This is a genomic window from Neobacillus sp. S1227 (assembly GCF_055385255.1).
On the sequence record NZ_AP038276.1, the window covers coordinates 1,389,270 to 1,412,571 of the forward strand.

Annotated in this window: 25 protein-coding genes and 1 pseudogene; 19 read left to right on the forward strand and 7 right to left on the reverse strand. The window is 36.4% G+C overall.

The window, feature by feature from the left end:
• Positions 1–80: 80 nt before the first annotated feature.
• Positions 81–464 (forward strand): hypothetical protein, encoded by a 384-nt coding sequence (locus tag ACZ5AE_RS07000; RefSeq protein WP_464570737.1) that lies wholly within the window; start codon positions 81–83, stop codon positions 462–464.
• 56 nt (positions 465–520) lie between these two features.
• Here ACZ5AE_RS07000 and ACZ5AE_RS07005 read toward each other — a convergent pair whose 3' ends face one another.
• The gene (locus tag ACZ5AE_RS07005; protein WP_464570739.1) at positions 521–1,987 is read right to left on the reverse strand and encodes a recombinase family protein; all 1,467 of its coding nucleotides are present in this window, start codon (positions 1,985–1,987) and stop codon (positions 521–523) included.
• 121 nt (positions 1,988–2,108) lie between these two features.
• Between ACZ5AE_RS07005 and ACZ5AE_RS07010 the strand changes: the two genes are divergently transcribed.
• Entirely contained in the window at positions 2,109–2,330 is a 222-nt protein-coding gene (locus tag ACZ5AE_RS07010) for a hypothetical protein (RefSeq protein WP_464570741.1), read from the forward strand.
• A 100-nt stretch (positions 2,331–2,430) separates the two neighbouring features.
• Here the strand turns inward: ACZ5AE_RS07010 and ACZ5AE_RS07015 are convergent, their stop codons facing one another.
• Positions 2,431–2,763: a helix-turn-helix domain-containing protein gene (locus ACZ5AE_RS07015; protein WP_464570743.1), complete on the reverse strand. Its 333-nt coding sequence runs from the start codon at positions 2,761–2,763 to the stop codon at positions 2,431–2,433.
• A 107-nt stretch (positions 2,764–2,870) separates the two neighbouring features.
• Between ACZ5AE_RS07015 and ACZ5AE_RS07020 the strand changes: the two genes are divergently transcribed.
• From ACZ5AE_RS07020 to ACZ5AE_RS07045, 6 genes are all read left to right on the forward strand, one after another.
• Positions 2,871–3,014: a hypothetical protein gene (locus ACZ5AE_RS07020; RefSeq protein ID WP_464570745.1), complete on the forward strand. Its 144-nt coding sequence runs from the start codon at positions 2,871–2,873 to the stop codon at positions 3,012–3,014.
• 10 nt (positions 3,015–3,024) lie between these two features.
• The gene (locus ACZ5AE_RS07025; RefSeq protein WP_464570747.1) at positions 3,025–3,567 is read left to right on the forward strand and encodes a recombinase family protein; all 543 of its coding nucleotides are present in this window, start codon (positions 3,025–3,027) and stop codon (positions 3,565–3,567) included.
• Positions 3,564–4,517, forward strand: coding sequence for a recombinase family protein (locus tag ACZ5AE_RS07030; RefSeq protein WP_464570749.1), 954 nt, complete (start codon positions 3,564–3,566; stop codon positions 4,515–4,517). The genes ACZ5AE_RS07025 and ACZ5AE_RS07030 overlap by 4 nt, the downstream gene beginning before the upstream one ends.
• The gene (locus ACZ5AE_RS07035) at positions 4,514–6,112 is read left to right on the forward strand and encodes a recombinase family protein (protein WP_464570751.1); all 1,599 of its coding nucleotides are present in this window, start codon (positions 4,514–4,516) and stop codon (positions 6,110–6,112) included. The genes ACZ5AE_RS07030 and ACZ5AE_RS07035 overlap by 4 nt, the downstream gene beginning before the upstream one ends.
• A gap of 30 nt (positions 6,113–6,142) precedes the next feature.
• On the forward strand, positions 6,143–6,451 hold the full coding sequence (locus ACZ5AE_RS07040; protein WP_464570753.1) for a hypothetical protein: 309 nt from the start codon (positions 6,143–6,145) through the stop codon (positions 6,449–6,451).
• 61 nt (positions 6,452–6,512) lie between these two features.
• Complete coding sequence (locus ACZ5AE_RS07045; RefSeq protein ID WP_464570755.1) at positions 6,513–6,821, forward strand: hypothetical protein; 309 nt, start codon at positions 6,513–6,515, stop codon at positions 6,819–6,821.
• A gap of 1,007 nt (positions 6,822–7,828) precedes the next feature.
• Here the strand turns inward: ACZ5AE_RS07045 and ACZ5AE_RS07050 are convergent.
• Positions 7,829–8,017 (reverse strand): annotated as a pseudogene (locus ACZ5AE_RS07050) (IS1595 family transposase); the annotation flags it as partial.
• Positions 8,018–8,199: 182 nt separating this feature from the next.
• Here ACZ5AE_RS07050 and ACZ5AE_RS07055 point away from each other — a divergent pair.
• Complete coding sequence (locus ACZ5AE_RS07055) at positions 8,200–8,625, forward strand: hypothetical protein (protein WP_464570757.1); 426 nt, start codon at positions 8,200–8,202, stop codon at positions 8,623–8,625.
• Positions 8,626–8,767: 142 nt separating this feature from the next.
• Here the strand turns inward: ACZ5AE_RS07055 and ACZ5AE_RS07060 are convergent, their stop codons facing one another.
• Positions 8,768–9,538: an ImmA/IrrE family metallo-endopeptidase gene (locus ACZ5AE_RS07060; protein ID WP_464570759.1), complete on the reverse strand. Its 771-nt coding sequence runs from the start codon at positions 9,536–9,538 to the stop codon at positions 8,768–8,770.
• The gene (locus ACZ5AE_RS07065) at positions 9,539–9,946 is read right to left on the reverse strand and encodes a helix-turn-helix domain-containing protein (protein WP_464570761.1); all 408 of its coding nucleotides are present in this window, start codon (positions 9,944–9,946) and stop codon (positions 9,539–9,541) included.
• A gap of 233 nt (positions 9,947–10,179) precedes the next feature.
• On the opposite strand from ACZ5AE_RS07065, the gene ACZ5AE_RS07070 reads away from it, so the two are divergent.
• From ACZ5AE_RS07070 to ACZ5AE_RS07105, 8 genes are all read left to right on the forward strand, one after another.
• Entirely contained in the window at positions 10,180–10,980 is an 801-nt protein-coding gene (locus ACZ5AE_RS07070; RefSeq protein ID WP_464570763.1) for a hypothetical protein, read from the forward strand.
• A gap of 98 nt (positions 10,981–11,078) precedes the next feature.
• The gene (locus ACZ5AE_RS07075; protein WP_464570765.1) at positions 11,079–12,617 is read left to right on the forward strand and encodes an SAVED domain-containing protein; all 1,539 of its coding nucleotides are present in this window, start codon (positions 11,079–11,081) and stop codon (positions 12,615–12,617) included.
• A gap of 17 nt (positions 12,618–12,634) precedes the next feature.
• Positions 12,635–13,753 (forward strand): SMODS domain-containing nucleotidyltransferase, encoded by a 1,119-nt coding sequence (locus tag ACZ5AE_RS07080; protein ID WP_464570767.1) that lies wholly within the window; start codon positions 12,635–12,637, stop codon positions 13,751–13,753.
• 46 nt (positions 13,754–13,799) lie between these two features.
• A complete protein-coding gene (locus ACZ5AE_RS07085; RefSeq protein WP_464570769.1) occupies positions 13,800–15,581 on the forward strand; it encodes a ThiF family adenylyltransferase in 1,782 nt (593 codons plus the stop codon).
• Complete coding sequence (locus tag ACZ5AE_RS07090) at positions 15,574–16,068, forward strand: Mov34/MPN/PAD-1 family protein (RefSeq protein ID WP_464570771.1); 495 nt, start codon at positions 15,574–15,576, stop codon at positions 16,066–16,068. Before ACZ5AE_RS07085 ends, ACZ5AE_RS07090 begins: the two co-directional genes overlap by 8 nt.
• 568 nt (positions 16,069–16,636) lie before the next feature.
• Positions 16,637–17,551 (forward strand): group II intron reverse transcriptase/maturase, encoded by a 915-nt coding sequence (gene ltrA, locus ACZ5AE_RS07095; protein ID WP_464570773.1) that lies wholly within the window; start codon positions 16,637–16,639, stop codon positions 17,549–17,551.
• The gene (locus tag ACZ5AE_RS07100) at positions 17,443–17,928 is read left to right on the forward strand and encodes a group II intron maturase-specific domain-containing protein (RefSeq protein ID WP_464570775.1); all 486 of its coding nucleotides are present in this window, start codon (positions 17,443–17,445) and stop codon (positions 17,926–17,928) included. The genes ltrA and ACZ5AE_RS07100 overlap by 109 nt, the downstream gene beginning before the upstream one ends.
• Positions 17,929–18,032: 104 nt before the next feature.
• On the forward strand, positions 18,033–18,791 hold the full coding sequence (locus tag ACZ5AE_RS07105; protein WP_464570777.1) for a Cthe_2314 family HEPN domain-containing protein: 759 nt from the start codon (positions 18,033–18,035) through the stop codon (positions 18,789–18,791).
• 344 nt (positions 18,792–19,135) lie between these two features.
• Here the strand turns inward: ACZ5AE_RS07105 and ACZ5AE_RS07110 are convergent, their stop codons facing one another.
• Together ACZ5AE_RS07110 and ACZ5AE_RS07115 are read right to left on the reverse strand one after the other, a co-directional pair.
• A complete protein-coding gene (locus ACZ5AE_RS07110; RefSeq protein WP_464570779.1) occupies positions 19,136–19,579 on the reverse strand; it encodes a hypothetical protein in 444 nt (147 codons plus the stop codon).
• A 94-nt stretch (positions 19,580–19,673) separates the two neighbouring features.
• Positions 19,674–21,029 (reverse strand): hypothetical protein, encoded by a 1,356-nt coding sequence (locus ACZ5AE_RS07115; RefSeq protein WP_464570781.1) that lies wholly within the window; start codon positions 21,027–21,029, stop codon positions 19,674–19,676.
• 370 nt (positions 21,030–21,399) lie between these two features.
• Here ACZ5AE_RS07115 and ACZ5AE_RS07120 point away from each other — a divergent pair, with 370 nt between their 5' ends.
• On the forward strand, positions 21,400–21,612 hold the full coding sequence (locus ACZ5AE_RS07120) for a hypothetical protein (RefSeq protein WP_464570783.1): 213 nt from the start codon (positions 21,400–21,402) through the stop codon (positions 21,610–21,612).
• A gap of 856 nt (positions 21,613–22,468) precedes the next feature.
• Positions 22,469–22,984 carry a ParB N-terminal domain-containing protein gene (locus ACZ5AE_RS07125; RefSeq protein WP_464570785.1) on the forward strand — a complete coding sequence of 172 codons (516 nt, stop codon included), beginning with the start codon at positions 22,469–22,471 and terminating at the stop codon, positions 22,982–22,984.
• Positions 22,985–23,302 lie beyond the last annotated feature (318 nt).

The window sequence follows — 23,302 nt, forward strand, 5'->3', positions numbered from 1 at the left end:
AAACCTGCATTTTATTGGGAATGTATATTGCGATTTGATACATTAAAGAAGCAAAAGCAATTTATGAAAAGGATGATAAGATGAGGAATTGGAAATATAGCATTAAGGGAAATTGGGAGAAGGTCCATGTAACCGGAAGGACAAAAGTTGTTAAAGTAGATATTCAAAGAAATAACCAAATTGAAACTGAAGATTTACAGATATATTTATCACAAGATAAGGAGATAGAAGATGACTGGTATTTTCTTGGTATTGACAAACCAAAGAACAGAACGGGCATCCCTACTTCTTTTCCTGAAGAACTTAACGAATTACATATTCAAAAACAAGTACTTGAAGAATTAAAAGATGATCTCGAAAAACAACTTAGAACAGAACGAACAGATTTAATGATTAACGGGGATAGTATTTACACAAATGAACCAAAAATCAAAATTATTTCGGATGATGACGACGAAGAATAAAAGCGGTAAATAAGAATGTACAAGTATTTAGAAAAAGCGCCAGTCGGCGCTTTTTCTCATGTTGGCGAACACAAAACAACTTCAATATCTTTTTCGTCATATAAAACTACTTTTTCCACCAGTGTTTTGACCAATGATTTTGCTTCAACAACCGGCAATGTATCAATCGCGTCAATGATGGAAGTGATTTTGGTATTTAATTTTTCCTCGAGCTCGGATGTATTTATGGAACTTGTGGCAGATTTTCTGTTCGTTGCTTCACTTATCGCTTTCTCCATTCTTTCTTTTTCCTCTTGCAGGTCCTCGAGTTCAATTAATCCTGCTGTATAGGCATCCACTTTTCGCTTGTACCGGTTCTTGGCGGAATGAACCTGCTGCATTTTAACATGCTTTTCATCATCTTCCATCTGTTTAGCCAGTTTATAAACATAGGATTGATTGATGGACTTGGAAAGACGCAGCAATCCCTGTTTAAACCAGTTCTCAACGTCCGTTGCATTGTAGGGTTTGCTGACACAAGTCCCTTTATTTTTATTTGCGGAACATCGATACACGCGTTTTCGGTTTGTTTTCGGACCGGACCAGCTTATGCTCATTCCGGCGCCGCAGCGTCCACATTTTAATATCCCACCTAATAAATGAGGGCTTGTTTGGGACCTTGGGTGCACTGGATTTTTATTGATCCTTTTTTGGACCGCGTCCCAAGTCAATTCATCAATGATCGAAGGATGGGCATTTTCGACGATAACCCATTCATCATTATCCTTTTCCACTTGTTTCTTTTTGCTTCGGTCAATCCGGTTCCAAACAAGAGTGCCTTTGTATACAGGGTTGGTCAGCATTAATTTAACGGCACGAATGGACCATTCCTTTTTTTGTTTAGATGGAATTCCTTCCTTATTTAATAACTTTGCAATGGAGTAAAAACCATGTCCATGGTCCAGATATAGATGAAAAACCCTTTTAACGATTTTGGATTCTGTCTCATTAATCACCAATTCTTTATTGGTTAAATCGTAGCCATAAGGACTTTGGGTTAACCATTTTCCGTGACTTGCGCCATGCAACATATTTTCAAATACCCGCTCCCGAATACGCTCCCGTTCGAATTCAGCGACCGCCCCGAGAACCTGAAGGGTTAACCGTCCTGAAGGGGTATTGGTGTCAAAAGATTCACTAATAGAAATAAATGAAACTTTATGTTCTTCAAATAAATCAATGATTTCAAGCAAATGTTTGAGGCGTCGGCTCATCCGGTCAAGTTTTGTCACTAAAACCTTTGAAATTTCCCCTTTTTTTACCTTCTCCAAAAGTTTGATTAGCTGTGGACGGTCCATGTTTTTGGCAGAATAACCATCCTCCACAAACACAAGCGGCGCCTCACTCCATCCCATGGCTCGACAATAGGATGTCAGCCTTTCTTGCTGCTCAGCCAATGAAACTCCTTCCCTGGCTTGCTCATCTGTGGATACACGACAATAAAGCGCCATAAATTTTACAATCTCAGTTGACTCGGTGATCATTTTTGTTTCCTCCATACTCTGTTTGTCCATATATATGTAGAAAAACGGAAAAACATGAAATATCAAATTGAAGGGTAGTCCCACCCTCGCCCCGGCATAGAAATGAGTAAGGGGGGATTGGATGGACGACTTAAAGGTGAGCTTTCGCTTCGGCAACAATGAATTCCATGACTTCTCTGATTTAAACGAAGGAAATCAAGAAAGAGCCAAGCATTTATTTCTCATGTGGGAGAAGAAAGTCATGCATACTTCAGCAATCCATTCCTTAACCGATGAGTTAAAAACGGACGCGAGCAAAGTCCTAGATGTTTCCGTGGAAACAAAAGAGAGCCCTACCATTTAAGGTTAGACTCTCCTTTTTTTGTTTAGTTATTCACCATAGTAAACAATATGTTTACTATGGTGAATAAAAAGTGAAATTATGGAAATACTTAAGGTAGAACCTACTGTTGCTTTAGCAGAATATCCAATCCTTTTTCTAGGGCAGATAGCAGATATTCCGCTGCTTCAGGATTACGTTGTTCCAATTCCATTAATTTTTGTTTCGCATGATTTAGTCTGGTGTCCAATTCACCGGAGCTTTCCATTTCAAGTGGAAAGAGATTTAGCTCCGATTGAAGTTTTTCCAAAACGGGCAATAGGAGTGTATCAGTTTTTCCAGTCTCCAGGTTACTGAGGTAACCTGGTGAAACTTCCAATTTTTCTGCGAAGGCATTTAAACCGATTCCTTTACTGGTACGTAAGGCGCGTATTCGTTGTCCGATATTTTGCAGCATGCGGTTCCTCCGTTCTTTGATAATTCTATATATGAAGTAGGTACTTGTCCTATTCGATAAATAGCCGGAAAATTCCTTCAAGAATAAATGGAAAGGTTGATGATGATATGTCGAAAGCGAAAAAGTCGAAAAGCAGGATCACTTCCATTCAATATGTCCATGATCCGGACGCAGCGCAGGGATGGATGGAATTGTTCATGGAGATCACAAAAAGGAAATTATTGAACCAAGCTTCGAATAAAGATAAATAGGGGGTGTCATATGAAACAAACGGCAGCTTATTACCGAAGTTCAACTGACCTTCAGAAAGAATCTGTTCCGTCACAGCAATATAACATCAATCAATATGCCTTAAAAAAAGGGATTTTGATTGATAAAGAATATTCAGACCCATCCGTCTCGGCTAGGAAAAATAAACTATACGAGAGACCGCAAATGCGGAAATTAATGACAGATATCCGAAACGGAAAGATTGGGACATTACTTGTCTATAAAAGGGACCGATTGGCACGGAAGGTAGAGGATCATCTTGAGTTATACAAACTATTTAAAACTCACAACGTAGAGGTTCATTTTATCGCAGATAATGAACCTCCGATGCGCTTTGATGTCTTTGGGGAGTTGATGGAACTATTTATCGGTGTTATGTCCCAGCGGGAAGGAGAACAAATCCGTTTACGGATTGCCGATACCAAGTTAAGTAAATTTCTGAGGGGAAACAGTATCGGAAACCTCCCTTACGGGTATTGGTCTGCAAAAACAAGACAAAAATACTCCGGAATGAAGATGAACTTAACATTGTGAAGACCATCTTTGAAGAATGGAATAATGATGAATATGTGAATATGGAGAAATTGGCTCAGAAATTAAAAGATGATGGAATTAAAAGAGGCAATAAATATTGGACAAGAAACAATATTTCTGATGTTCTCACAAATCCCATTTATATGGGGATACGAGTAGCCACTTTTGATAACCAGCAAGTCTCCAGGTCCGTTGAAGAGCTGTCAATCATTGCACCCGAAGACTTTGATTTGGCGCAGCAGCTCATTGAAAAACGGAGAAAGCCAATAAAGGAGAGGGAGAAGTTTCATTATTTGTTGTCAGGTCTTGTTTTTTGTGAATTGTGTGAGCAAAAAAGACTTGTGGAACAAGAAAAATCAAAGGTTCAAATTGAAAGGAAGCCTGTGGTTGAAAACCAAAGAACCAGAAATGGAAAGGCTTTTGCCACTTACGAATGTAAGGAGCACAATATCAAATTAGATCAACTCGAAATTGAATCCCTTGTTTATATCAAAACCAAAGACTTTTATAGCGAATTATTCAAAACCCATTTTGATCAGTTATATTCTGTCCAGCTCAAGAAAAACCTATTCGAATTATCGAAGCGGCAATCGATACTAGAAAAAGAATTGGAAACCGAGGGGGAAAGGTTGGTCCAGTCAACCAGTAAATGGCTCAATAGGGGAAATGATTCAAACAGGGAAAAGATGCTGGAGTGTTCGAGAGATGTAAAACAGATAAAGGATAAAATTTTTGATCTTGAGACTAAACGGCAACAGTTTTTGGATGTTCCTGGTTTTGCAGACGAAATAAAAAAAGAAGTACTAAAAAAAGAGACATGGGAACTCTTGCCCTTTGTCAGAAAGCAGGAATTGATAAAAGATCTCGTCCAGTGCATCTTTGTTGATGATGACACCATTCGAATTGTATTTAAACATCCATTTCTGGAAGCAAATGAGGTGATTGTATGAGTTTATCTGAGTTTTTGAAAAAAGAAGGTTTGACAGCAGTTTTTTACGGAAGGCATTCAACGGATGGGCAAAACGTAGAATCCCAGCGCAGTATTTGTTACGAATTTGCCAAGAAACATGGCATCACCATTATTGAGGAGTATGTGGACGAGAATATTTCCGCTTTTAAAAAATCATTGGATAAAAGGGGGCAGCTTCACCAGCTTCGTAAACAGGCAAAAGAAAGAAAATTTGATTGTGTATTGGTTTATAAAGGGGACCGGCTTGCAAGAACAATAGATGGGCACATACAGCTTTGGGGAGAGTTTCGGGAATTAGGCATTCATATTATTTTGGCAGAATCAGAGAAATTGTACACAACAGATAGTCTAACAGAAATCATGATTGAAATTGGGATGAGCTCATTTGAGTCGGAAAATACACGCATCAGGACCCGGGACAATTATAAAGCGTTTACAGCGCAGGGAAAATGGTTAGGTGGGAATCTTCCTTATGGTTTCAAATACGATGTGGATGAGGATGGAAACAGTGCCATCGTTCAGATTCCGGACCGTGTTGAACAGGTAAAGGAAATTTTCAATTTATATAAGAGAGGATATGGTTTTAAGCGCATAGCCAACCTCATGAATGAAAATGAGCCAAAATTTAATGAAGCGGGAAATGGGAAGTGGGTGGCGGGAAGTATTAAGACCATCATAACCAATCCATTTTATGCAGGTTTTACCACAAGCCAAAGAATTGTTCCGGGAGCAGGAAATTCAATACAAGACAGGAGTGAGTGGATAAAAGGGAAGTGTAATAAAATTCCTGCCATCATAACGGAAGAAGAATGGAATGAATGCATGGAGCTGTACGAGAAGAAAAAGGGTGGGCAGGTATCCCAAAACAGTCTGATTACGCCTTACCTTTTCGTGGATGTGCTTTTTTGCAAGAATTGTGATGTTAAAGTGGTTGGAAAGAACTACACATCCGGAAAGAAAAATAAGGATGGTGAAGCTTACGGCGGTCGATTTTATATTTGCACATCGTGCAAACAAAAGTGGGTGGTGGAAACGGTGGAAAAAGATATGATCGAAAAGTTGCTAAGTGGATGGCACTTTCAATACTTTTCAAAGCGAAAAGGAGAGCTACAAGCAAATGTAATGGAGGCAGTCCAAAAGGAAATGAATGAAGTCGATGCCTGTATACAGTCATATAAAAAAGAGTTGCAGTCCTTATCGCAAAAGTTGAGGGATGTTGAAGTAAAACAAAAAATGCTGATGCAAAAGAATCCGGAGCTCGATGAACTTCAACATGCTTTGGTCCAGGTCCGCATTAGTCTGCGAAAGAAAATGGACTTTTATGAAAATGAAATCGAACGTAAGGAGAGAGAAAAACAGCAACTTTATTTCGCATACGGTCATGTTGAGAATTTTAAAACCTTTACCGCCACTGTAACCAATTTTGAATACAAATTCGATGAACCGGAATTCAGGCGATTGATTCTATATTTGCTAGATAAAGTCACCATAACTGGACAAGGTGAGGATTATCATTATGAGGTGGTTGCCAAAGTGGACCTTGATGAAAGAGGAATGATTGAAATTGGCTTCTAGCCAAAGAAATCTTCAGAAAGGAAAGATAACATGAATGGTGATATCGTAAAGGGTCATTTTTTGTTAAAACCTAAAAGTAATCCTCTTGGAGGATTTGGGATTGAAGATGTGAATTATGCTGTTTCAGTTGTTCGAATAAAAATGGAGGACAACTGTTGGTATAATGTGAAATTACAAAGGCGTAACGGGAAAGATCAGTGGCATATTGGGTACCTTGACATTGTCATGGATGGTGAGAAAAGTATGGGATATTTACATTTACCAATCCCAAAAAGAGAGGAACTCGCTGAAAAAATCCTTAACTTTAATCAATTCAGAATTCCTTTTCTTTTTGTTTAATGGGTCCTATCTCAAGAGATACACCCGTTTTTTGTTATATGAATGTATCAGGAGGTTATAAATGGCAACGGAAATAATTGATGGTGAATTTATTTATGAACCAACTTCGAACCCTTTTGGAGAAGCCGGGATGCACCAGCCCAATTATCATATAGCAGTGGTTCGTATTAAACTAGACGACCTATGTTGGTATAAGGTTCACCTTTATAAATTGGACGAATCCAGCGATTGGCATGTTGGACATCACGATATTCAATATGAAGGAAAGGGATATTCAGGCGCATTCTGTTTACCAATTGTAATAGCGCAAGATCTTGTAGAAAAAATCCTAAACTTTAAGAAATTTAGGTTGCGCTTTCTTTTTGTTTAGGATTGGGCTTTAACGAAAGTAGGTGTGATTCTAGGGCATGATTAAAGAAATATGAACTAAACCATTATCCAAAACGCTTTTTTCAGTTCAAATGCATTTTTTGGGAGACCATGTTCGCTCAGCCGGTTTTGAATGTCATCGAATTCATATGTTTTTATATCGAATACGAAATAAAGAACAAGATTTTTATCTAAAAGCCAATTTATTGGATTCGATGTTTTTTCTAATAGAAAAAAGAAGAACCGGAAACTGTGTTAGAATATTTCATTCCATAAATGAAATAAAAAAATGGATAGTTGACCAAACGGACGTAGGGAATGTCGATGAAAATTGACATAAAAGACCCAAAGGATGAAGAAGACGTGGAGGAATATCCACGTCTTTGTTCTTTAATTACTATTCGTTTTATTTATAATCCATTTAGCAGATACTATAATAACTGAACAGATGATCGATGAACATAATATTGTAGTATTGAGCTGATCAAGTTTTAATAAATTGACCAAAAATGCTATTAGAAATAAAAGAAAAAGGAAAGTTATTAAAAAATAAATAATATATTCGACTATTCTTTGCACATTTTAACCTCTTTACATATCAATATACTATTTAGTATACAACAACTCTATCTCCCCATGTAACAACATCTTTAGTTCCTGTTAACCTTTACTCACAAATTCCCCCTATATTTTTGATTTTAGATACAGAACTTTCACAGACAGATTCGTTGTGAAAGTTCTAATCATAAACCATCAAATAATCAATCATAACACCTAAGAAAATTAAACCAATGCCGATTGTAAAATGAATCTTGTTTTCATTAATTTTTGTCTTTTCAAAGATAAAAAAATAATTCCAATTAGACCGATAAAGACTGCGCTTCTTATGAAATACGAGGTGTTTGTAAGAAAGACTTCTGGATATTTCTGAACAAGACCAGAAATTATCCCTAAAACAAACAAAAATAGAGGAATCCTTAGTTTCCAATACATCTAATCACTCCAACATTATTTTCCAATCGAATACTTATACGTTCTGAGTGAAGCATAAGTTTCCTTTATTGGAAATAAGCAACTTTCAACTATCATTTTTTTGGCTAAGTTAGAATCGGATCTATTTCCACTTGAATATAAGAATTGAAACCAACTCAAATAATGGTTGAGGTATTTTTTCGCCAAACCATTAAATCGTTGTACCAACCAAAACATCCATAAGTTAGTTGCCAGAAGCAGCGAACCTTTAAATAACAATACCCTGGTAAAATTATCTTCCTATTTTTACCCTTTTTATTATATTGAGCTATACTTTAAAAAAGAAATCATTGCACTCTAATTGTTCTAATATACCTTCTCAACTAAATTTATGAGGAGTGAGCATTATGAACATTAAAGTAAAACTGAAAGATGATTTAACAAAGTATCATCCATTATTAAAAAAGGGATTAACTGGTGAAACCACCACTTTAAGCAGCATTAATGATTGTTATGTAAAAGTAAAATTTGACGGTATCCCGCCCTGGGATATCCTATGGAAATCGCTTGACATTATTGATGAAGAATTCTTATTGATGAAAGAAAAGATGAACGAGGAGATCATGCAGCCAGAACACGTCAGGATGATATGGGGGAAAAGCGGCGGCTTTCAAAGACTGGAAATCAAAACAAAGAAAAAACAAATTCATGTTTACAGCAGCAGCGACCGGGAAGAAGGTCTTAAAGTATTAAAAAAACTGATGCAGCGGAAAGTTCCGATTCAAGAGGAAGGGAAACCGAATGAACGAAATCGGCAATTTTTAATGATTTAGCAAAACAAAAAGAAATAAGCGAACTAACACCAAAAATAAAGGTATATCTACGAAGATATACCTGTTTTTTCTTAGCCGATATATAGTTTTGCTCTGATTACACTGATGTATATCAAAGAACAAATCATTGTTTTCTGTTAGATTATAAATGAAAAATCACGTATGCTCGTCCATTAACCCACACACCCTCAACATGTGCGCTCATTTGTTTACCTGTATAAAATTGAATAAATGAACTCTTAACAGAAAAGACATCACTTGGAGAATCGTATGATTTCCATATCGGATGATCTCCCGGAATTATAGCAGTTTTTTTCAGTTTGTACCGTGTTTGATTCGAATTCCAAGCACATTCAACCTTTATATTTATAATTTTTGATGTTTCGTATTCCGGCAGGTAAATCGCTAAAATACAAGGATGATTAGCACATTCTGCCATTCTCCACATCGCACTTTGTTTTGACACATGGAATTGCTTTTCAAGTTCAAACAATAAACTGATAGATAAGCCATATTCAGAAATAAGAGAAGAAACTTTTTCTTTAGGCATTAAAAATTCAGCAGCCCCAATATCACAAAGCCGTTCTTCTGCTTTTCTGAACTCTTCATCATCATCGTATAAATCATTTATATCCGAAAAAAACTCCTCATCATTCCGAAGTAAAAAATGGCATATTTCATGAAACAATGTAAAACGTTTTCTCCGCTCCAGTTTGACTTCTGAATTTATCACAATGACTTTGCTGTCATCGTGAAAAAACCCATCAATCTGGTGCAGACTGCCGTTTCGAATGGTTAATCCTAATTTTTCAGCCACTTCTTCAGGTGAAAATCGATCACGCAAGTTCGATGCTTTAATTGTCTTTTGTATAAGGTGCTCCATCCGTTCACACAATTCTTTTGAGATATCCATCTATTCATCTCCTGAAGGCAGCATCGCTTTTAAATATAGAAATATTTGTCTCCATTCTTTCGTTGTTTGTGGCTGTTTTCCTCTTAATGAGATGCGGCTAAGGGATTGTAAATCCTCATCTGTTACCATAAACCCAATATCAGGGTCACCCTTTAAAGCAAGCAAACTTTTCGGAATAAATTCTTCATTACTATCAGTAGCGCCATATCCTTCGATTCCTTCCGTAAGTGCTGATACAGAAGTTTTGTAAATGGATGCCAGTGTATGAAGGGTTTTTACCGATGGGTTTGTTCTTCCCCGTTCTAGATCGGATAAATATGAAACAGATAATCCTGATAAGTCTTTTAATTGAGCAAGTGTATATCCGGCATTTTTTCGGAATGTTTTTAATCGTTCTCCCAGTTTCATTATCATTCCTCCTACGCTATCAGTGTAACATAATCTATTTTTTACGTTCAATACGGAAAAATGTATTGACTAAATTATAGGGGCATATTATATTAGTTTTAAATTGCAATTACGTTATAAACGTAATTATGAAATGGGGTTATTATCAATACGTAAAAAATGTAGGGAATAACGCGTAGGACAAGACAGGTGAAGATTTAATGTAAGGTAAAAAATAAAGGGGATGAAAGGGTTTGGGAGAAATTATTCAATTTGTGATTAAAGGGTTAGAAGAATTGGGGCTTACACCGATAACAATATTCGTTTTAATTTTATTGGTTTTGTTATTTACTTGGCTTTATAAACAAGTTGCCGCGCGAAAGGAAAAACTTCATGAAGAAGAAAAAGCTGAAACGTTAGCTTTATTAAATCAGTATAGCTTACTTTATAAAACCCTACTGCTTTATCATGAAGGGAAAGAATCAAGAGAAACATTATTGGATGATTATACGAATTCAATTCCACTAATAAAAAAAGAAATTTGCGATAAGTTGGAGGGAGTATTGTATAAAGGAGATAATGCTAAAGAAAGTATTTGTGAGATAAAAAAAGAGATTAACGTTTTAAAGCAAGTACTTGATGAAATCAGTCCTATTTTTAACCGCGGGACTTTTTCAGGTTCCATCAGTTTTACTATTCGTATTATCGAGCTTATTTTTCAGCCCATTTTTATTACAACGTGTGCTTTTTTATCTATTATTTATTTTACGTTTGTTGGCTTACAACCATTATTTGGACTAAATGCTTTATTTTTCAGCCACATATCAATTGTAATGAATTTATTTTTAATATTAGCAATAATTGCAGCAATCGTTGATAAACGCTTTAATTATTCCCCAAAAAATGTGTTGGTTATTTGCACATATTTTTTTATTGTGGTAGCTCTGTTGATTGTAAATCAATTATTAACATCTATATCTGCCTGTATTTTATTTTTTGTATTTGCATCAATTTGTAATCCAAAAAAGGAGCAAGGCGTTTTCTTTAATGTTTGAGGATAATCGAAAAATGTCTAGAAAAAAGCAAAAAATTGACCTTTTTTGACCAATTTAGTATAATTATTGGAAATAATATCGAATTTAAGGTGATTTTTTTGAGTAATGCTGTTAGTTCCAGGATTAAAGGTGACGATTATCAAGCCTATATATTTTGGATTAATGCCTGCAAACTTTTTATTGAAGATGAACATGTAGACAAAATTGCATATGAATATAAGCAGATTAGGTCTCTGGATGATGTGGTGTTGTTTTATGATACGCCGATATTAGATGAATATGGTGAATTCGTTAATGCCGATTACTATCAAATAAAATATCATGTCACACAAGGCGGTTCAATTAAATGGGATGATTTATTGGATCCTAAGTTCATTAATGCTACATCTGAATCGTTTTTACAGAAAGTTCATCAAGCGCAGAAGCGTTTCGCTCCCGATGGAAAAGGACGTCGTTTTTATTTAATATCAACTTGGCAAGTACATCCGGATGATGAGCTTGCTAAAATATTAAGTACAGATGGCGGGGAAATCCGCTGGGATAAATTATCCCAAGGAGGAGAAAGAAGCAGGACAGGCAAAATTCGTAAAGCCATGAAGGAACACCTGGGTCTAAAAACAGACGAGGAGCTCGAAGTTGTTTTAAGACCACTGAGAATAATTCACTACCCTGATAATATGAAGCAGATGAATGAGCGCCTGAATATGCATTTAAATGCAGCAGGGTTAAAGCCTGTTGACCCTGGTAAAATAGTAAAACCATATATCGACTTAATCAAAGGGTTACTAACCAAAGGAAATAATGAGTTTACCAAGGAAAAACTGATTGAAATTTGCAAAAGAGAAGGTTTATGGAAGGGAAAAGTTGAGAATAGTCCAGATGCTGTTCCAATTGGAATCCGAAGCTTTGCACGGGGCACCGGAAATATGGAGCAGGAAACAAAGGAAATGCTATGTTTACTGGAGCATTTTGAGGACCGGAACATTAAAGATATGACTGACTGGAATGGACCTATTGTTTATAAAATAAAAGAATTTATCGCTTCTTCCACCCACGAAAGTGTTCCATACCATATCCATTTGGATGCTCATTATTCTATATCTTTTGCTGCAGGCTATTTTTTGGATTCCAAATCTGGAGTCGATATTGCTCCCGTACAAAAGTTCAATGGACGCCATGTATGGAAACCCGATAATAATGTAAAATACGAAGATTATCCTGGCTGGGAATATGAGGAGTATATCAGGAATCCAGATGCAAATGATCTTGTTATTACACTTGGCGTGCGTCATAAAACGATTGATGAAGTGAACTATTATCTCAATAAGGTAAACTTTCCAATTCGCAGGGTCATAAATTGCACAATAGAGGGAGGTCCTGGAGGGGCTGTAATCCAAAACGGAAGTCATGCTTGGGTTTTGGCTGATAAAATTGCTTCCTTTATAAATCAAAGACCCTTTCAAGAAAAATTGGGGCATCTGCATATTTTTCCGGCTGTTCCTGGTGCACTTCTCTTCTTCATTGGTCAATTTGCAAGATCGTTTGGACCATGCACATTATATGAGTATGATTTTGATAGTGCGCAACCTGGCAAATATGAACCATCCATATCGCTGCCGCCTGTAAAAAAACAATAATCAATAGGGGGAAACAAATGGGGAAATTACCAACATATTTTAATGACTTTCTTGCCGAAATTCGTTTAACAGACAATCAAGTAGACGATTTAATCACAGGTCACCAAACATTGCGCGACCGATTAAACGAGGATGAAGACCTTTCTAAAATTATTGTGAGTACCTTCCTACAAGGTAGCTACCGCCGGGCAACTGCGGTCCGCCCAAAAAGCGGCAAACGGTCAGATGTGGATGTCGTGGTGGTGACAAATCTTGATAAAGATGAGTATACTCCAGAACAAGCCCACGATCTCTTCATTCCTTTTTTGGACAAACATTATAAGGATAAATACCGCATCCAAGGAAGGTCACTTGGAATTGAACTGAGTTATGTTGATTTGGATTTAGTTGTAACATCTGCACCGTCTGAAAGTCAAAAGGAACTATTAGAAGATGATAGTATCACAACCGACTACACAATCGATGATTTGATGGATTGGACTTTGCAAAAGTCTACCGCTTTCTCAAACGATGTCCTTTTAGAATCATATAGGTTTTTCGAAAAAGCGGCAAACGAAGCAGAATGGAAAACAGAACCATTGTTCATTCCAAATAGGGATGCGGAAATATGGGAACCGACCGACCCGTTGGCGCAAATTAAATGGACATGGGACAAAAACAAAAAATGCAATAAGCATTATGTCAACGTCGTAAAGGCATTAAAATGGTGGCGGCGTGTGGATGATCCGGAAGGGAGTCATCCAAAAAGTTATCCTTTTGAGCATTTGATTGGTCAATGTTGTCCAGACAGCATTGATTCGGTGGCAGAAGGCGTTACATTAACACTTGAAGCAATTGTTGATAATCATCCAACAAAACCGGTAATGCCGGACCATGGAGTCCCTGAACATGATGTATTTGATAGATTGACAGATGAAGATTATGAGGCTTTTTATGATAGAGTGAAAGAAGCTGCCAAAATTGCCCGCGAAGCATTGGATGCAGAAACGGTTTACGATAGCGCCACTGCATGGAGGATTTTATTTGGAAGTATGTTTCCAGAACCTCCAAAACCAAAAACAGAAAATAACAATGGACAATCCGGATTTACAAAACGGACTGAAAAAACGACAATCGGGGGAAACAGGTTTGCATAATACACAGCAAAAAAGACCTAAACCAGAATTGCTGCTTGCGAGGAGAATGGTTGAAGAATTGGATGCTGTTGAAATAATAGAAGATTTAAAATGGGACCCATTGATTCGAAAATGGGTCCTTCTTTGCAAACTTTCGCCAATGCTTCAATCGAATGGTTTAGTGCCTGTATCTACCAATTGGTACGTTCAAATTGAAGAGGGTTATCCCTGGGGAATTATTAAATTCTTACCCGATAAAATTAATGGGTTAAAAGGAACATTTCCTCATCAGAATTATAATGGTGAAGGGAATGAAGAACTTCCGTGGAGTAATGGAAATCTATGTTTGGACACCAGTTACAGAAAATTTAAGAACTTAGGAATAGATAACGAACCATTTGATCCTGAATATCGATTATTATGGCACTTTGAAAGAGCATTGAGGTGGGTGCAAGACGCAGATATAGGGAATCTGAGAACTCCAGGGGATCCGTTTGAATTGCCGGACTTTAACGATACTTTAGATACAATTGCTTTTAGCGAAAGTAATGAATCTTTTTTAAAGTGGCAGAAAAGTAATAAAACATATGGGCTGGCGGAATTATTGCTTTACCAAAAGGAAGCGCCTTTTGTTATGATGCCAACGAAATTTACCACAATTGAGGGAGAAGTTATTTTCGAGCCTGGTTGGGGTGAAGCTATTTCTAATCCTAAATCTGAATCAGAAACATTGCGTGGTGCTTGGATTCTGCTAAAAGAAATACCAATTATTTTACCATGGCAAGCGCCAATGACATGGGGTGAGTTGAATGATGCATGTAAAGAGCAGGGAATTCATTTATTGAAGATCGTAAAAAAGATTGCCTCAACATTGCGCGATGGTAAATCCCATATATTGTTGATTGGTTTTCCCATTCCCGAGAAAGTAGAAGGCAGCCCTAAACTCATCTATTGGCAACCCATTTTATTGCCTAAGCTAAGTCGTGTGACAAAAAACGCGCACGGCTTTCGGGATGTTGAAACATATAATTGGTTTCGGGATACGAAAAGGGTATTTAGGCTTCATAAAAATATAGACTGGCTTAATTCGGAGAATTGGCACGAGAATGAGTTGTTCAACAGAGGCAGGCTTAATCCAGATACCATAAATTCGTCCATACTCCAGTTAGGTGCTGGTGCAGTTGGTTCGATGATTTCTGAACTGTTCGTACGCAGCGGGCAAAAGGAATTAACCATAATGGACAATGATATTCTCCAGGCTGGCAATACTGTTCGTCATACATTAACATTAAAGGATGTCCTTAAGTACAAAGTTGATAGCTTGACGAAACGATTAAATCAAATTTCGCCGCAGAGTAGGGCAAGGGGGATTCGGGAAAGATTCCCCCCTATGGTTGAATCGAATGATCCAAAATATTTTGATGTTATTTTGGATTGTACTGGTGAAGATGAAACCCTGTTTTATTTGAAACAATATCAATTTGAAAAGCAAAAAACATTTTTATCGATTTCTCTAGGATATGGGGCAAAACGGTTGTTTGTTTTTTATTCCAAAGGTCATCAATTTAATCATTCTGCATTTGTCCGTTTAATGCAACCGTGGTTGTTGAAGGAACAAAGCGAAACATCACATATTGAATTTCCTCGGGAGGGGATAGGCTGCTGGCACCCTGTATTCCCAGCAAGAGCTGATGATGTTTGGCTAATGGTGTCCACAGCATTTAAATCCATTGAACAAGCTATTATTTCGGTAGTGAATAAGCCAACTCTATTGGTCTATGAACAAAAGTGGGATGGAGATTTATTCGCAGGAGTCTCTCTTGTTTACCGGGAGGAATACAATGAGTGATTTATTATACTTAAATGAAGAGAATTCTTTTGGTATCGAAATTAAGGAAGAAATAATTAGTGCAATTTATAATATATGTAAGGATGCCCATCCAAAAGAAACAGGCGGTATAGTGATTGGCAAATATTCTTCTGACCTTAAAAAAGCTCAAGTAACAATTGTAACTGGAGCGCCCGTGGACTCAAAGAATGGAAGGACATGGTTCCACAGAGGGATAAAAGGACTGCAGCAATTGTTGGATGAAGTCTGGGAGACGCAGGGAGATTTTTATTTAGGGGAGTGGCACTATCATCCGGGTGGCGCTCCTATTCCCAGTATTCATGACATCGTAGAAATGAAAAGAATTGCAAAAAATAAAGCCTACAATTGTCCAGAACCCATTTTATTAATTGTCGGTAGTACATCACCCTATGACTGGAATCTGGGCGCTTATGTATTCGTTGGCAGTCAGAATTATATTTCATTAAAACTAAATCCAAAGATATAAAAAGATGGAGAAGAATACCTGAAAAGCGGGTTTATCAACAATGATTAACCCGTTTTTTTGGTGCGCCCGGCATGGGCTATAACTTGGTGGTGAAAGTCCACTACAGACTTGGCAGTAGGAACTGTTAGCTAATGGCAAGGGTGTCCACCGCGAGGTGGAATCTGAAGGAAGCCGGAAGCAAAATCCCGAACTGACGGACAGAAACTGTATATAAGGCTGAATTGGAATGGACGAGTTTCCCAAACAAAACAAAGTCCGACACTGCCCAAGTTCCATACAGTAGATACAGCAGTTACATGGGATGAAGGTTATAACTCTTACCCGGGGAGGTCTCACGGACGAGCAAAATAGCTCGGTTGAAACAAGATTTATCGTGAGAAGTCAGCCGAAGTCATAGTAGTTTCCGCTGGAAATGAAGGACTGAACAATCTTAAATCTTGGAAAACAAGGAGGTGTAGGCATCACCGCCTAATCGCAGAAAACATCGAGGTAAAGACCAAAAGATGGCTGCCTATGAAGAGATAGGTTGGAAACCAAAAGGTACATAGGAGTGCGTAGGGATGCCAACATGGATATGAAAGAACAAGATGGTATCGATTTAATCAATAAAGTTATAGAAGATGAGAACCTTTGGAAGGCATACGAAAAAGTGAAAAGTAACAAAGGAGCTCCCGGGATTGATGGGATTACAGTATTCCAACTGAAATCACACATGGAAAAGTATTTTCAACCTCTAAAACAGAAGCTCATGGATGGAACTTACCAGCCCCAACCTGTAAGAAGAGTTGCTATCCCAAAACCAGATGGTTCCAAAAGATATCTAGGAATACCATGCGTATTGGATAGAGTCGTACAACAAGCCATTCTCCAAGTGATTGAACCAATTATTGACCCATACTTTTCCGAGAAGAGCTTTGGTTTTCGTAAGGGAATAAATGCCCACCATGCAATTAATCTTGCCGAACAGTATTACCAAGAAGGTTACAGAGTAGTAGTGGACTGTGACTTGAAAAGCTATTTTGACACAATCCACCACCAAAGAGTTAGAGCATATCTAGAAGAATTCATCTCAGATAAAACTGTGCTTAAACTAATTTGGAAATTCCTCCGTTCAGGCATTCTTGATAAGGATATCTTTATTGAAACAACAGAGGGGGCTCCGCAAGGAGGACCATTATCTCCCATTTTAGCAAATGTCTATCTAAACAAAATGGATAGAGAGCTGGAAAGAAGAGGACATCGTTTCATTAGATATGCGGATGACTTCGTCATCTTTGTTAAAAGCAAGCGAGCTGGTGAAAGGGTTATGGATAGCATCACAAGCTATATCGAAAAAGACCTGGGGTTAATTATCAACCAAAAGAAAAGTAAAGTATGTGGAGCAACCTCGGCAACATTCCTGGGGTTCAATATACAAAACCTCATGGGAAAGTCGGGTGCCGGCCTAGCAGGTCGGCAAAACAACGGTTTAAAACTAAACTAAAAAAGTTGACCAGTCGGAAACGTCCGGGGAAATTCGAAGAAATTACCAAAGAAATAAACCAAGTAACTGTCGGATGGATTAACTATTATGGGATATCGCGAATGAAAAGATTCATTATAGATATTCAAAAATGGTTAAATCACAGACTCAGACAACTTATCTGGAAGAGATGGAAAAAGATTAAAACCAAATACAGGATGCTTCGCAAATACGGAATTAATCACGACGATGCCATGAAATTAACCAATTCCCGAAAGGGATATTGGCATATTTCAAAAAGTGAAATTCTTCATCAAGCAATAACAAAAGAAAGACTCACAAAGTGGGGGTTAAAAGACATCTCCCAACTGTATGAGTCACGATACTTAAAAGGTTGAACCGCCGTATACGGAACCGTACGTACGGTGGTGTGAGAGGTCGGCTAATCAATTAATGATTAGCCTCCTACTCGATCGAGTTGAAGATTAAGTGAGGTGGTTTCATGGATATACATATTAACCCTTTTGAAGTCATTACGGAGGTTGACCTTAGAGAAACTACAAAAGAAAGCCCTTTGAAAGACTTTAAACTTCCAAAAGGAATGTTTCAAAAAGAAGACGATCATATACTAAACTTAGATAATTGGGACACACAACATTGGGAAACAATTTTAGAAAATAGATTGCTTTCAGTAGACCGCAATTTCGGTTATGCAATGTTTTACTATTACAAGGGTATTCCAGATGATGAATGGTTCATGTCACCAGGTAAACAAGGACAATCAGTTCAATATTACCCTCACTTTGAGGAAAAACATTACAGTAATTTTTATAACTTTACTTATTTTGTAGACGTGTTCTTTTTACAATCTTTTACCGTATATGAAACTATTGGTCATTTGTTGTTTAAACTGTTTGACTTTGAAATCAATGATGACGACCCAAGAGACCAAATAAGTTTCAACAATGCAATTTTTAAACTAAAAGAAATAAACCGCCCTCTATACAAAGACTTAAATAAAGTAAAATACTCTGATGACTTTCAATTTGGAGTCCGTATGAGGAACGACATTGCGCACAATCACCCACCATACCGCATAGATTCTGGAGTCTCAAAGTCAGAAGGAGTAGTCTATTTAGGTGTAGGTGAATACACAACTTCAAATGAAATCAAGAAGGTCATGATTGGTCTTTTAAGAAGTATCAAAGCAACTTTTAAAGTGCTTGAAGAACACTTACCATTAAAAGAGCTGAGCAATTAAAAAAGAGGAGCCAAGGATGGTTCCTCTTTACTTTGTATGACGATTTCATTTCAGGATCCTATAATACTCGAGAGGGCTTTAAACAGATCTTGTTGAAAACACTCATTATTGCTAGGTTGATGATTTTTATTTAAATTGTGCCTGAACAATAATTGCTCCAAAGTCTTTCCATCCGGACCTTAAGAAAAACCGGGCATACCGCACGGTCCTTCTTTGAAGATATTTTAATAGTGGCAAACACCTTCGAATCAATGGACTCACTATCCCTCTTTTTGCATGGATTCAGTCAATCTAATAAATTGCTATGCTGAATAGGATATTGTTCCGCAAATTTACGGATTTCATCAGCGCGTTCCCCTATCGAAAGTTAAGTAGTTTATTATCCAGAAAGATACACTTGGATACACAAAAACAAAAATATACTTTAAATAGCCCTCTACTACAAATAAATCATCCAATCTGGGAAACCCAGATAATATATAGAAAAGAGTTATCGTCACAAAAATTCCAGTAATTATGTGCAAAATCAATGAAAACGCATTTTTATAAACCCAGTTTCGGACAAGATGATCTATAGTAATTGATAAAGGGAGTCCAATTATTGAAATAATTGGGAATACATATATAAGTGAAACTAATAACGTCAATATTAAAGCATTAAAGGTAACCTGAGCCAAGTTGTCAACAGTTGTTTGAGTACTAGTTGGATTAGCGATTATAAACAAAAAACCGAAATTTAGACTAGTTACTAAACTTACTATAAGTTTTTTTTTAATTTCTTTTTTCATAATTTTATACCACCCTACATGTAATAACACACAAACTTTTTTTATTGAAACACAAAAGAGCCATAACACCATGGCTCTCAATATCACATTAATTTTACATTGATACTTCAAAATAAGTTTGTGGTGCGCCAGGAATTAAATTAAAATATGATCCTCCTGTATGTTGAAAAATAGTTTTTCCAGGTAGATCGGTATATGCAACAGCCCAATAAAATTCATGATTTGGTGCTTTATCATGAGATCCTCTCACACTAAAACTCCCATTACTATATTGAGTTCCTTCATAATAATAATTTATATTTGGATAAATAGCACCAAATGGAGCACCGACATCATGATTAATTCTCCACATAAGTTTAGAACTGGTTTGCAAATCCCTAGTTAACCTGATGCCATCTGCACTTGCTGTGCCTCTATCAACAACTTGTGTCCCTGCTGCGTCATCATAAAGTATACTTTCACCAACAGACCGATCAAGATCGATATCGTTACCTCCCCAAAGCCAACCAGCATAAACATCAGCTCTTGTTCGGTATTTATTTGAAAATTCATTAAATCCTCTGTAATCACCATGGAGATAAGTACCCGGTCTTAATGGGTTTGGAACAGTTTTTTCAGGTATAAATGTTGTATACCTAAAAAAATATGTAGAATCATATGTTGCCAATAATGAATTTATTTCTTTTTTATCACCATTAGTTGAAATTGCTTTTATTTTAGGTATATCTTTTGATTTAAGTTCTTTTTCACTCTGTTCTTTATTTGTATGTAGAATTCTAATAAAAGATTGTTGTTGTTCAAAGAGTTCTTCTTTCTCTTTTTGTGTAAGCACTAAACCCTTCTTATTAGCAGCTTCACTTAATTCCTGTTTCTTTTGTTCGGTTACATCTGTTTTCGCAACAATTTCGTATGTATAAGAGGTATCCGGCTCAACAGTCTTATCTCTGTAACTAAGCTTTGATGTCGTTGCGATTAATTTCTGATCTCTATAGATTTCATAAATGCCATCTTTATCTTCAACCTTGTTCCAAGTTAAATTAACATAATTAGTACCAACATTTGCTTCTATTATATTTTTTGTAGTTTGTTTGGCATCCGATGGTTGTGCTTCCTCAGATAATGTTGAAGTTTTTAAATTTGAAATTTCCACCAATTGGTCTTGTTCGTTATATGCACCTAGTCGATAACTGTAAATTTGATCCGGATTCAGATTTAAATCTTTAAAACTATTACCCGTTCCTTCAAAAATCAATTTTTGATCTCGATAAATTTTGAACTTTTTCCCGTTCATCTTCCATAATAAAGAGATATCTCTTGTACCTTCTACAGCTGATATCTCTGTTTCAAGTTCAACATTGTTAATACTTGAAGCTTGAACAATAGGTTCAGACGAAAATAATATACCCAATGAAAGAATAAAAGTCACTGCTAAGTTTCTATTTTTATTCATTATAAACCTCCTATGATTGATTAAAGCTAAAATATAGTTTATGGTGTACTGCAATATTTGCTTTAAATATGACTAATAAATTGTAAATATGTTACATTTTTTGCCGGCTATTACATTTTTTCACATATCTACGTATGTTTCAACAAATATTTACAAAATTGGTAATATTGTATGGTGAGATGCGAATTAAAAGCAGGAGATAAGTCCTAGATAAACCTTAAGAGTAAATTACATTAGAAAAAGAATTCAAGTTTGCTGTTCTATAATATTTACCATTCTTGATGTCACCTATTGGTAAATAATATCCCTCTCCATAAACAACCAAGACCGCGAAGCTAATGGTTTTATGTTCACTGGCGGAGCAAATGATGTGATTCATCCTGAAACCTTTTTATCGGTATGTACCATGGACTCAGCCGTTAGAATTAAGGATAAAGTATTAATGGAGACTTCGAACATAGATCTTTTACCAGGATACTCTTTTGAATACACGTTATATGCAGAAGGATGTGCACCGGTCAGTGGTAGGGTTGATATTTCATTGGACAATGTTAAAAAAGGATTATATCCTTATTATAGATAAAGCCGCTAAACAGTCTGCCATTCATTGGTAAAACCTATGTCTATGATGGTACATTTCATTGGATGAAGCATACCACAATTTTTCATATTTCTGAGTGATTTATTTAACCCACATTAGTGGGTTTTTTTATTGGATAATTATTTATGCTTCACCGTCAAGTTATAGATTTGGATAATTTTATTACCGTAAAATTATTAAAATACTAAAACAGCCACTTATTTTTATTCAAACACGCTAAAAAGTTCGGCAAACGGATAGGTTCTGGCTTTATAATGATTTTATTGGTTCGGTGGAGGGATAGTTGAGGGATCCCTCAACTATCCCTTTGCCGAACAAATTTTGAACGAAAAAAAGGCTTGACCCTTATATATCAAGGCTTTTCCAACCGTTGATATTAAAATATTACGCCTCAAGGAAAGATTGGTTCGGCAGGGGGATAGGAATGTTAAAAGACGGTTCGGCATAGGAGTAAATACTCTAGTAAAATTACTTTAGCAAGAATAACAGTTTCATTGAAATGATTCACCGAACGCTCGTATTAATGTATTTACTTAAGTAATTTTATAAAGACAATATTGGAATTGAGTGCAACCCATAAAAGGGCATAACAATTGTAATTTTACTCCAATAATATTACAGCCCTTTTAATAGAATGGCAGAGAAATCGGGCGTCACTTGGTTCTTGTCTTTCAGCAAACTACTCACCGTATCAGTGCTGAATTAATCCAGGAGATGATTATTTAATAGTGGATCTGTATAAAGAAGCATTTATATGGAGACAACTTTGGATAACTTATTCATTTTTCTTTATTTTGCAAAAAAATAAACAAGTATCTTTCCTAGAGGAGAAAATTCAATGAGCAAACGAGTTATAATGCCAGCAAAAAGTTTAAATAACCCTTTCAGTAATGAGATACCTTCACGATGCAGGAAGAAAAACAAACAGGACTGCATGCTGATCGGGGATATTTTCCAAGAAGAAAATGGTTGTAATTATTGTATAGGAATTAAAAATAGTTGGGTTGCAAGAAAATGGCTTCTTCAGCGCATTTCAGACAGTGAAATTGAGCAAACCAGTGTTTATGAATTTCCGGATAAATATCCGGAGTTATATGAGGAATTAGCTAATTTTTCAAACAAAAATGGCTATCCTGACCCATCAAAGTTATATAGCGACATCCGTCAATTGGGTTCATATACCGATATCGAACCCATCAAAGTAGATGGGAATACAGTGATTAATGGTAGGCACAGGTGCAGGATAGACAGTCAAATTGTAATAATTAATCCACGAAAACTTTTCCCATCCAAACATGATATATATCATGTTTTTTTTCAATTACACAGTTTCCACGACTTTTTGTTGATATGATTATCCTTTTTGGTTTGCATAGATATATTTTTTGTTGTAGTAGAGGATCGTTCATTTGGCTGTCGGAACACAACAAATAATCGATCCCTGGATGTTCATTAAGAAGATATTGATCAGCTGTACAAAAAAATTCTCCATGTAAATTAATAACACCTTTGATTTTCTCTAAGCTTGGATACACGGCGTTAATATGAGAAATATCATAAATGTCACAATTATTAAATCGATGTATTAAATCCAAATATTCTTTTTCGTTAAGAGTATTCATCAAAAAAATGGAATTTGGTTTGAAATCAAGAAATTCGAAATCTTTCTCCC

Bases quoted from the DNA above. Each gene is read 5' to 3' on its own strand.
- ACZ5AE_RS07055 (WP_464570757.1), top strand. From the start codon at position 8,200: ATGAACATTAAAGTAAAACTGAAAGATGATTTAACAAAGTATCATCCA.
- ACZ5AE_RS07060 (WP_464570759.1), bottom strand. From the start codon at position 9,538: ATGGATATCTCAAAAGAATTGTGTGAACGGATGGAGCACCTTATACAA.
- ACZ5AE_RS07040 (WP_464570753.1), top strand. From the start codon at position 6,143: ATGAATGGTGATATCGTAAAGGGTCATTTTTTGTTAAAACCTAAAAGT.
- ACZ5AE_RS07000 (WP_464570737.1), top strand. From the start codon at position 81: ATGAGGAATTGGAAATATAGCATTAAGGGAAATTGGGAGAAGGTCCAT.
- ACZ5AE_RS07045 (WP_464570755.1), top strand. From the start codon at position 6,513: ATGGCAACGGAAATAATTGATGGTGAATTTATTTATGAACCAACTTCG.
- ACZ5AE_RS07025 (WP_464570747.1), top strand. From the start codon at position 3,025: ATGAAACAAACGGCAGCTTATTACCGAAGTTCAACTGACCTTCAGAAA.
- ACZ5AE_RS07005 (WP_464570739.1), bottom strand. From the start codon at position 1,987: ATGATCACCGAGTCAACTGAGATTGTAAAATTTATGGCGCTTTATTGT.
- ACZ5AE_RS07035 (WP_464570751.1), top strand. From the start codon at position 4,514: ATGAGTTTATCTGAGTTTTTGAAAAAAGAAGGTTTGACAGCAGTTTTT.
- ACZ5AE_RS07020 (WP_464570745.1), top strand. From the start codon at position 2,871: ATGTCGAAAGCGAAAAAGTCGAAAAGCAGGATCACTTCCATTCAATAT.
- ACZ5AE_RS07100 (WP_464570775.1), top strand. From the start codon at position 17,443: ATGTGGAGCAACCTCGGCAACATTCCTGGGGTTCAATATACAAAACCT.
- ACZ5AE_RS07015 (WP_464570743.1), bottom strand. From the start codon at position 2,763: ATGCTGCAAAATATCGGACAACGAATACGCGCCTTACGTACCAGTAAA.
- ACZ5AE_RS07085 (WP_464570769.1), top strand. From the start codon at position 13,800: ATGGTTGAAGAATTGGATGCTGTTGAAATAATAGAAGATTTAAAATGG.
- ACZ5AE_RS07065 (WP_464570761.1), bottom strand. From the start codon at position 9,946: ATGAAACTGGGAGAACGATTAAAAACATTCCGAAAAAATGCCGGATAT.
- ACZ5AE_RS07010 (WP_464570741.1), top strand. From the start codon at position 2,109: ATGGACGACTTAAAGGTGAGCTTTCGCTTCGGCAACAATGAATTCCAT.
- ACZ5AE_RS07080 (WP_464570767.1), top strand. From the start codon at position 12,635: ATGGGGAAATTACCAACATATTTTAATGACTTTCTTGCCGAAATTCGT.
- ACZ5AE_RS07125 (WP_464570785.1), top strand. From the start codon at position 22,469: ATGAGCAAACGAGTTATAATGCCAGCAAAAAGTTTAAATAACCCTTTC.
- ltrA (WP_464570773.1), top strand. From the start codon at position 16,637: ATGGATATGAAAGAACAAGATGGTATCGATTTAATCAATAAAGTTATA.
- ACZ5AE_RS07115 (WP_464570781.1), bottom strand. From the start codon at position 21,029: ATGAATAAAAATAGAAACTTAGCAGTGACTTTTATTCTTTCATTGGGT.
- ACZ5AE_RS07105 (WP_464570777.1), top strand. From the start codon at position 18,033: ATGGATATACATATTAACCCTTTTGAAGTCATTACGGAGGTTGACCTT.
- ACZ5AE_RS07090 (WP_464570771.1), top strand. From the start codon at position 15,574: ATGAGTGATTTATTATACTTAAATGAAGAGAATTCTTTTGGTATCGAA.
- ACZ5AE_RS07110 (WP_464570779.1), bottom strand. From the start codon at position 19,579: ATGAAAAAAGAAATTAAAAAAAAACTTATAGTAAGTTTAGTAACTAGT.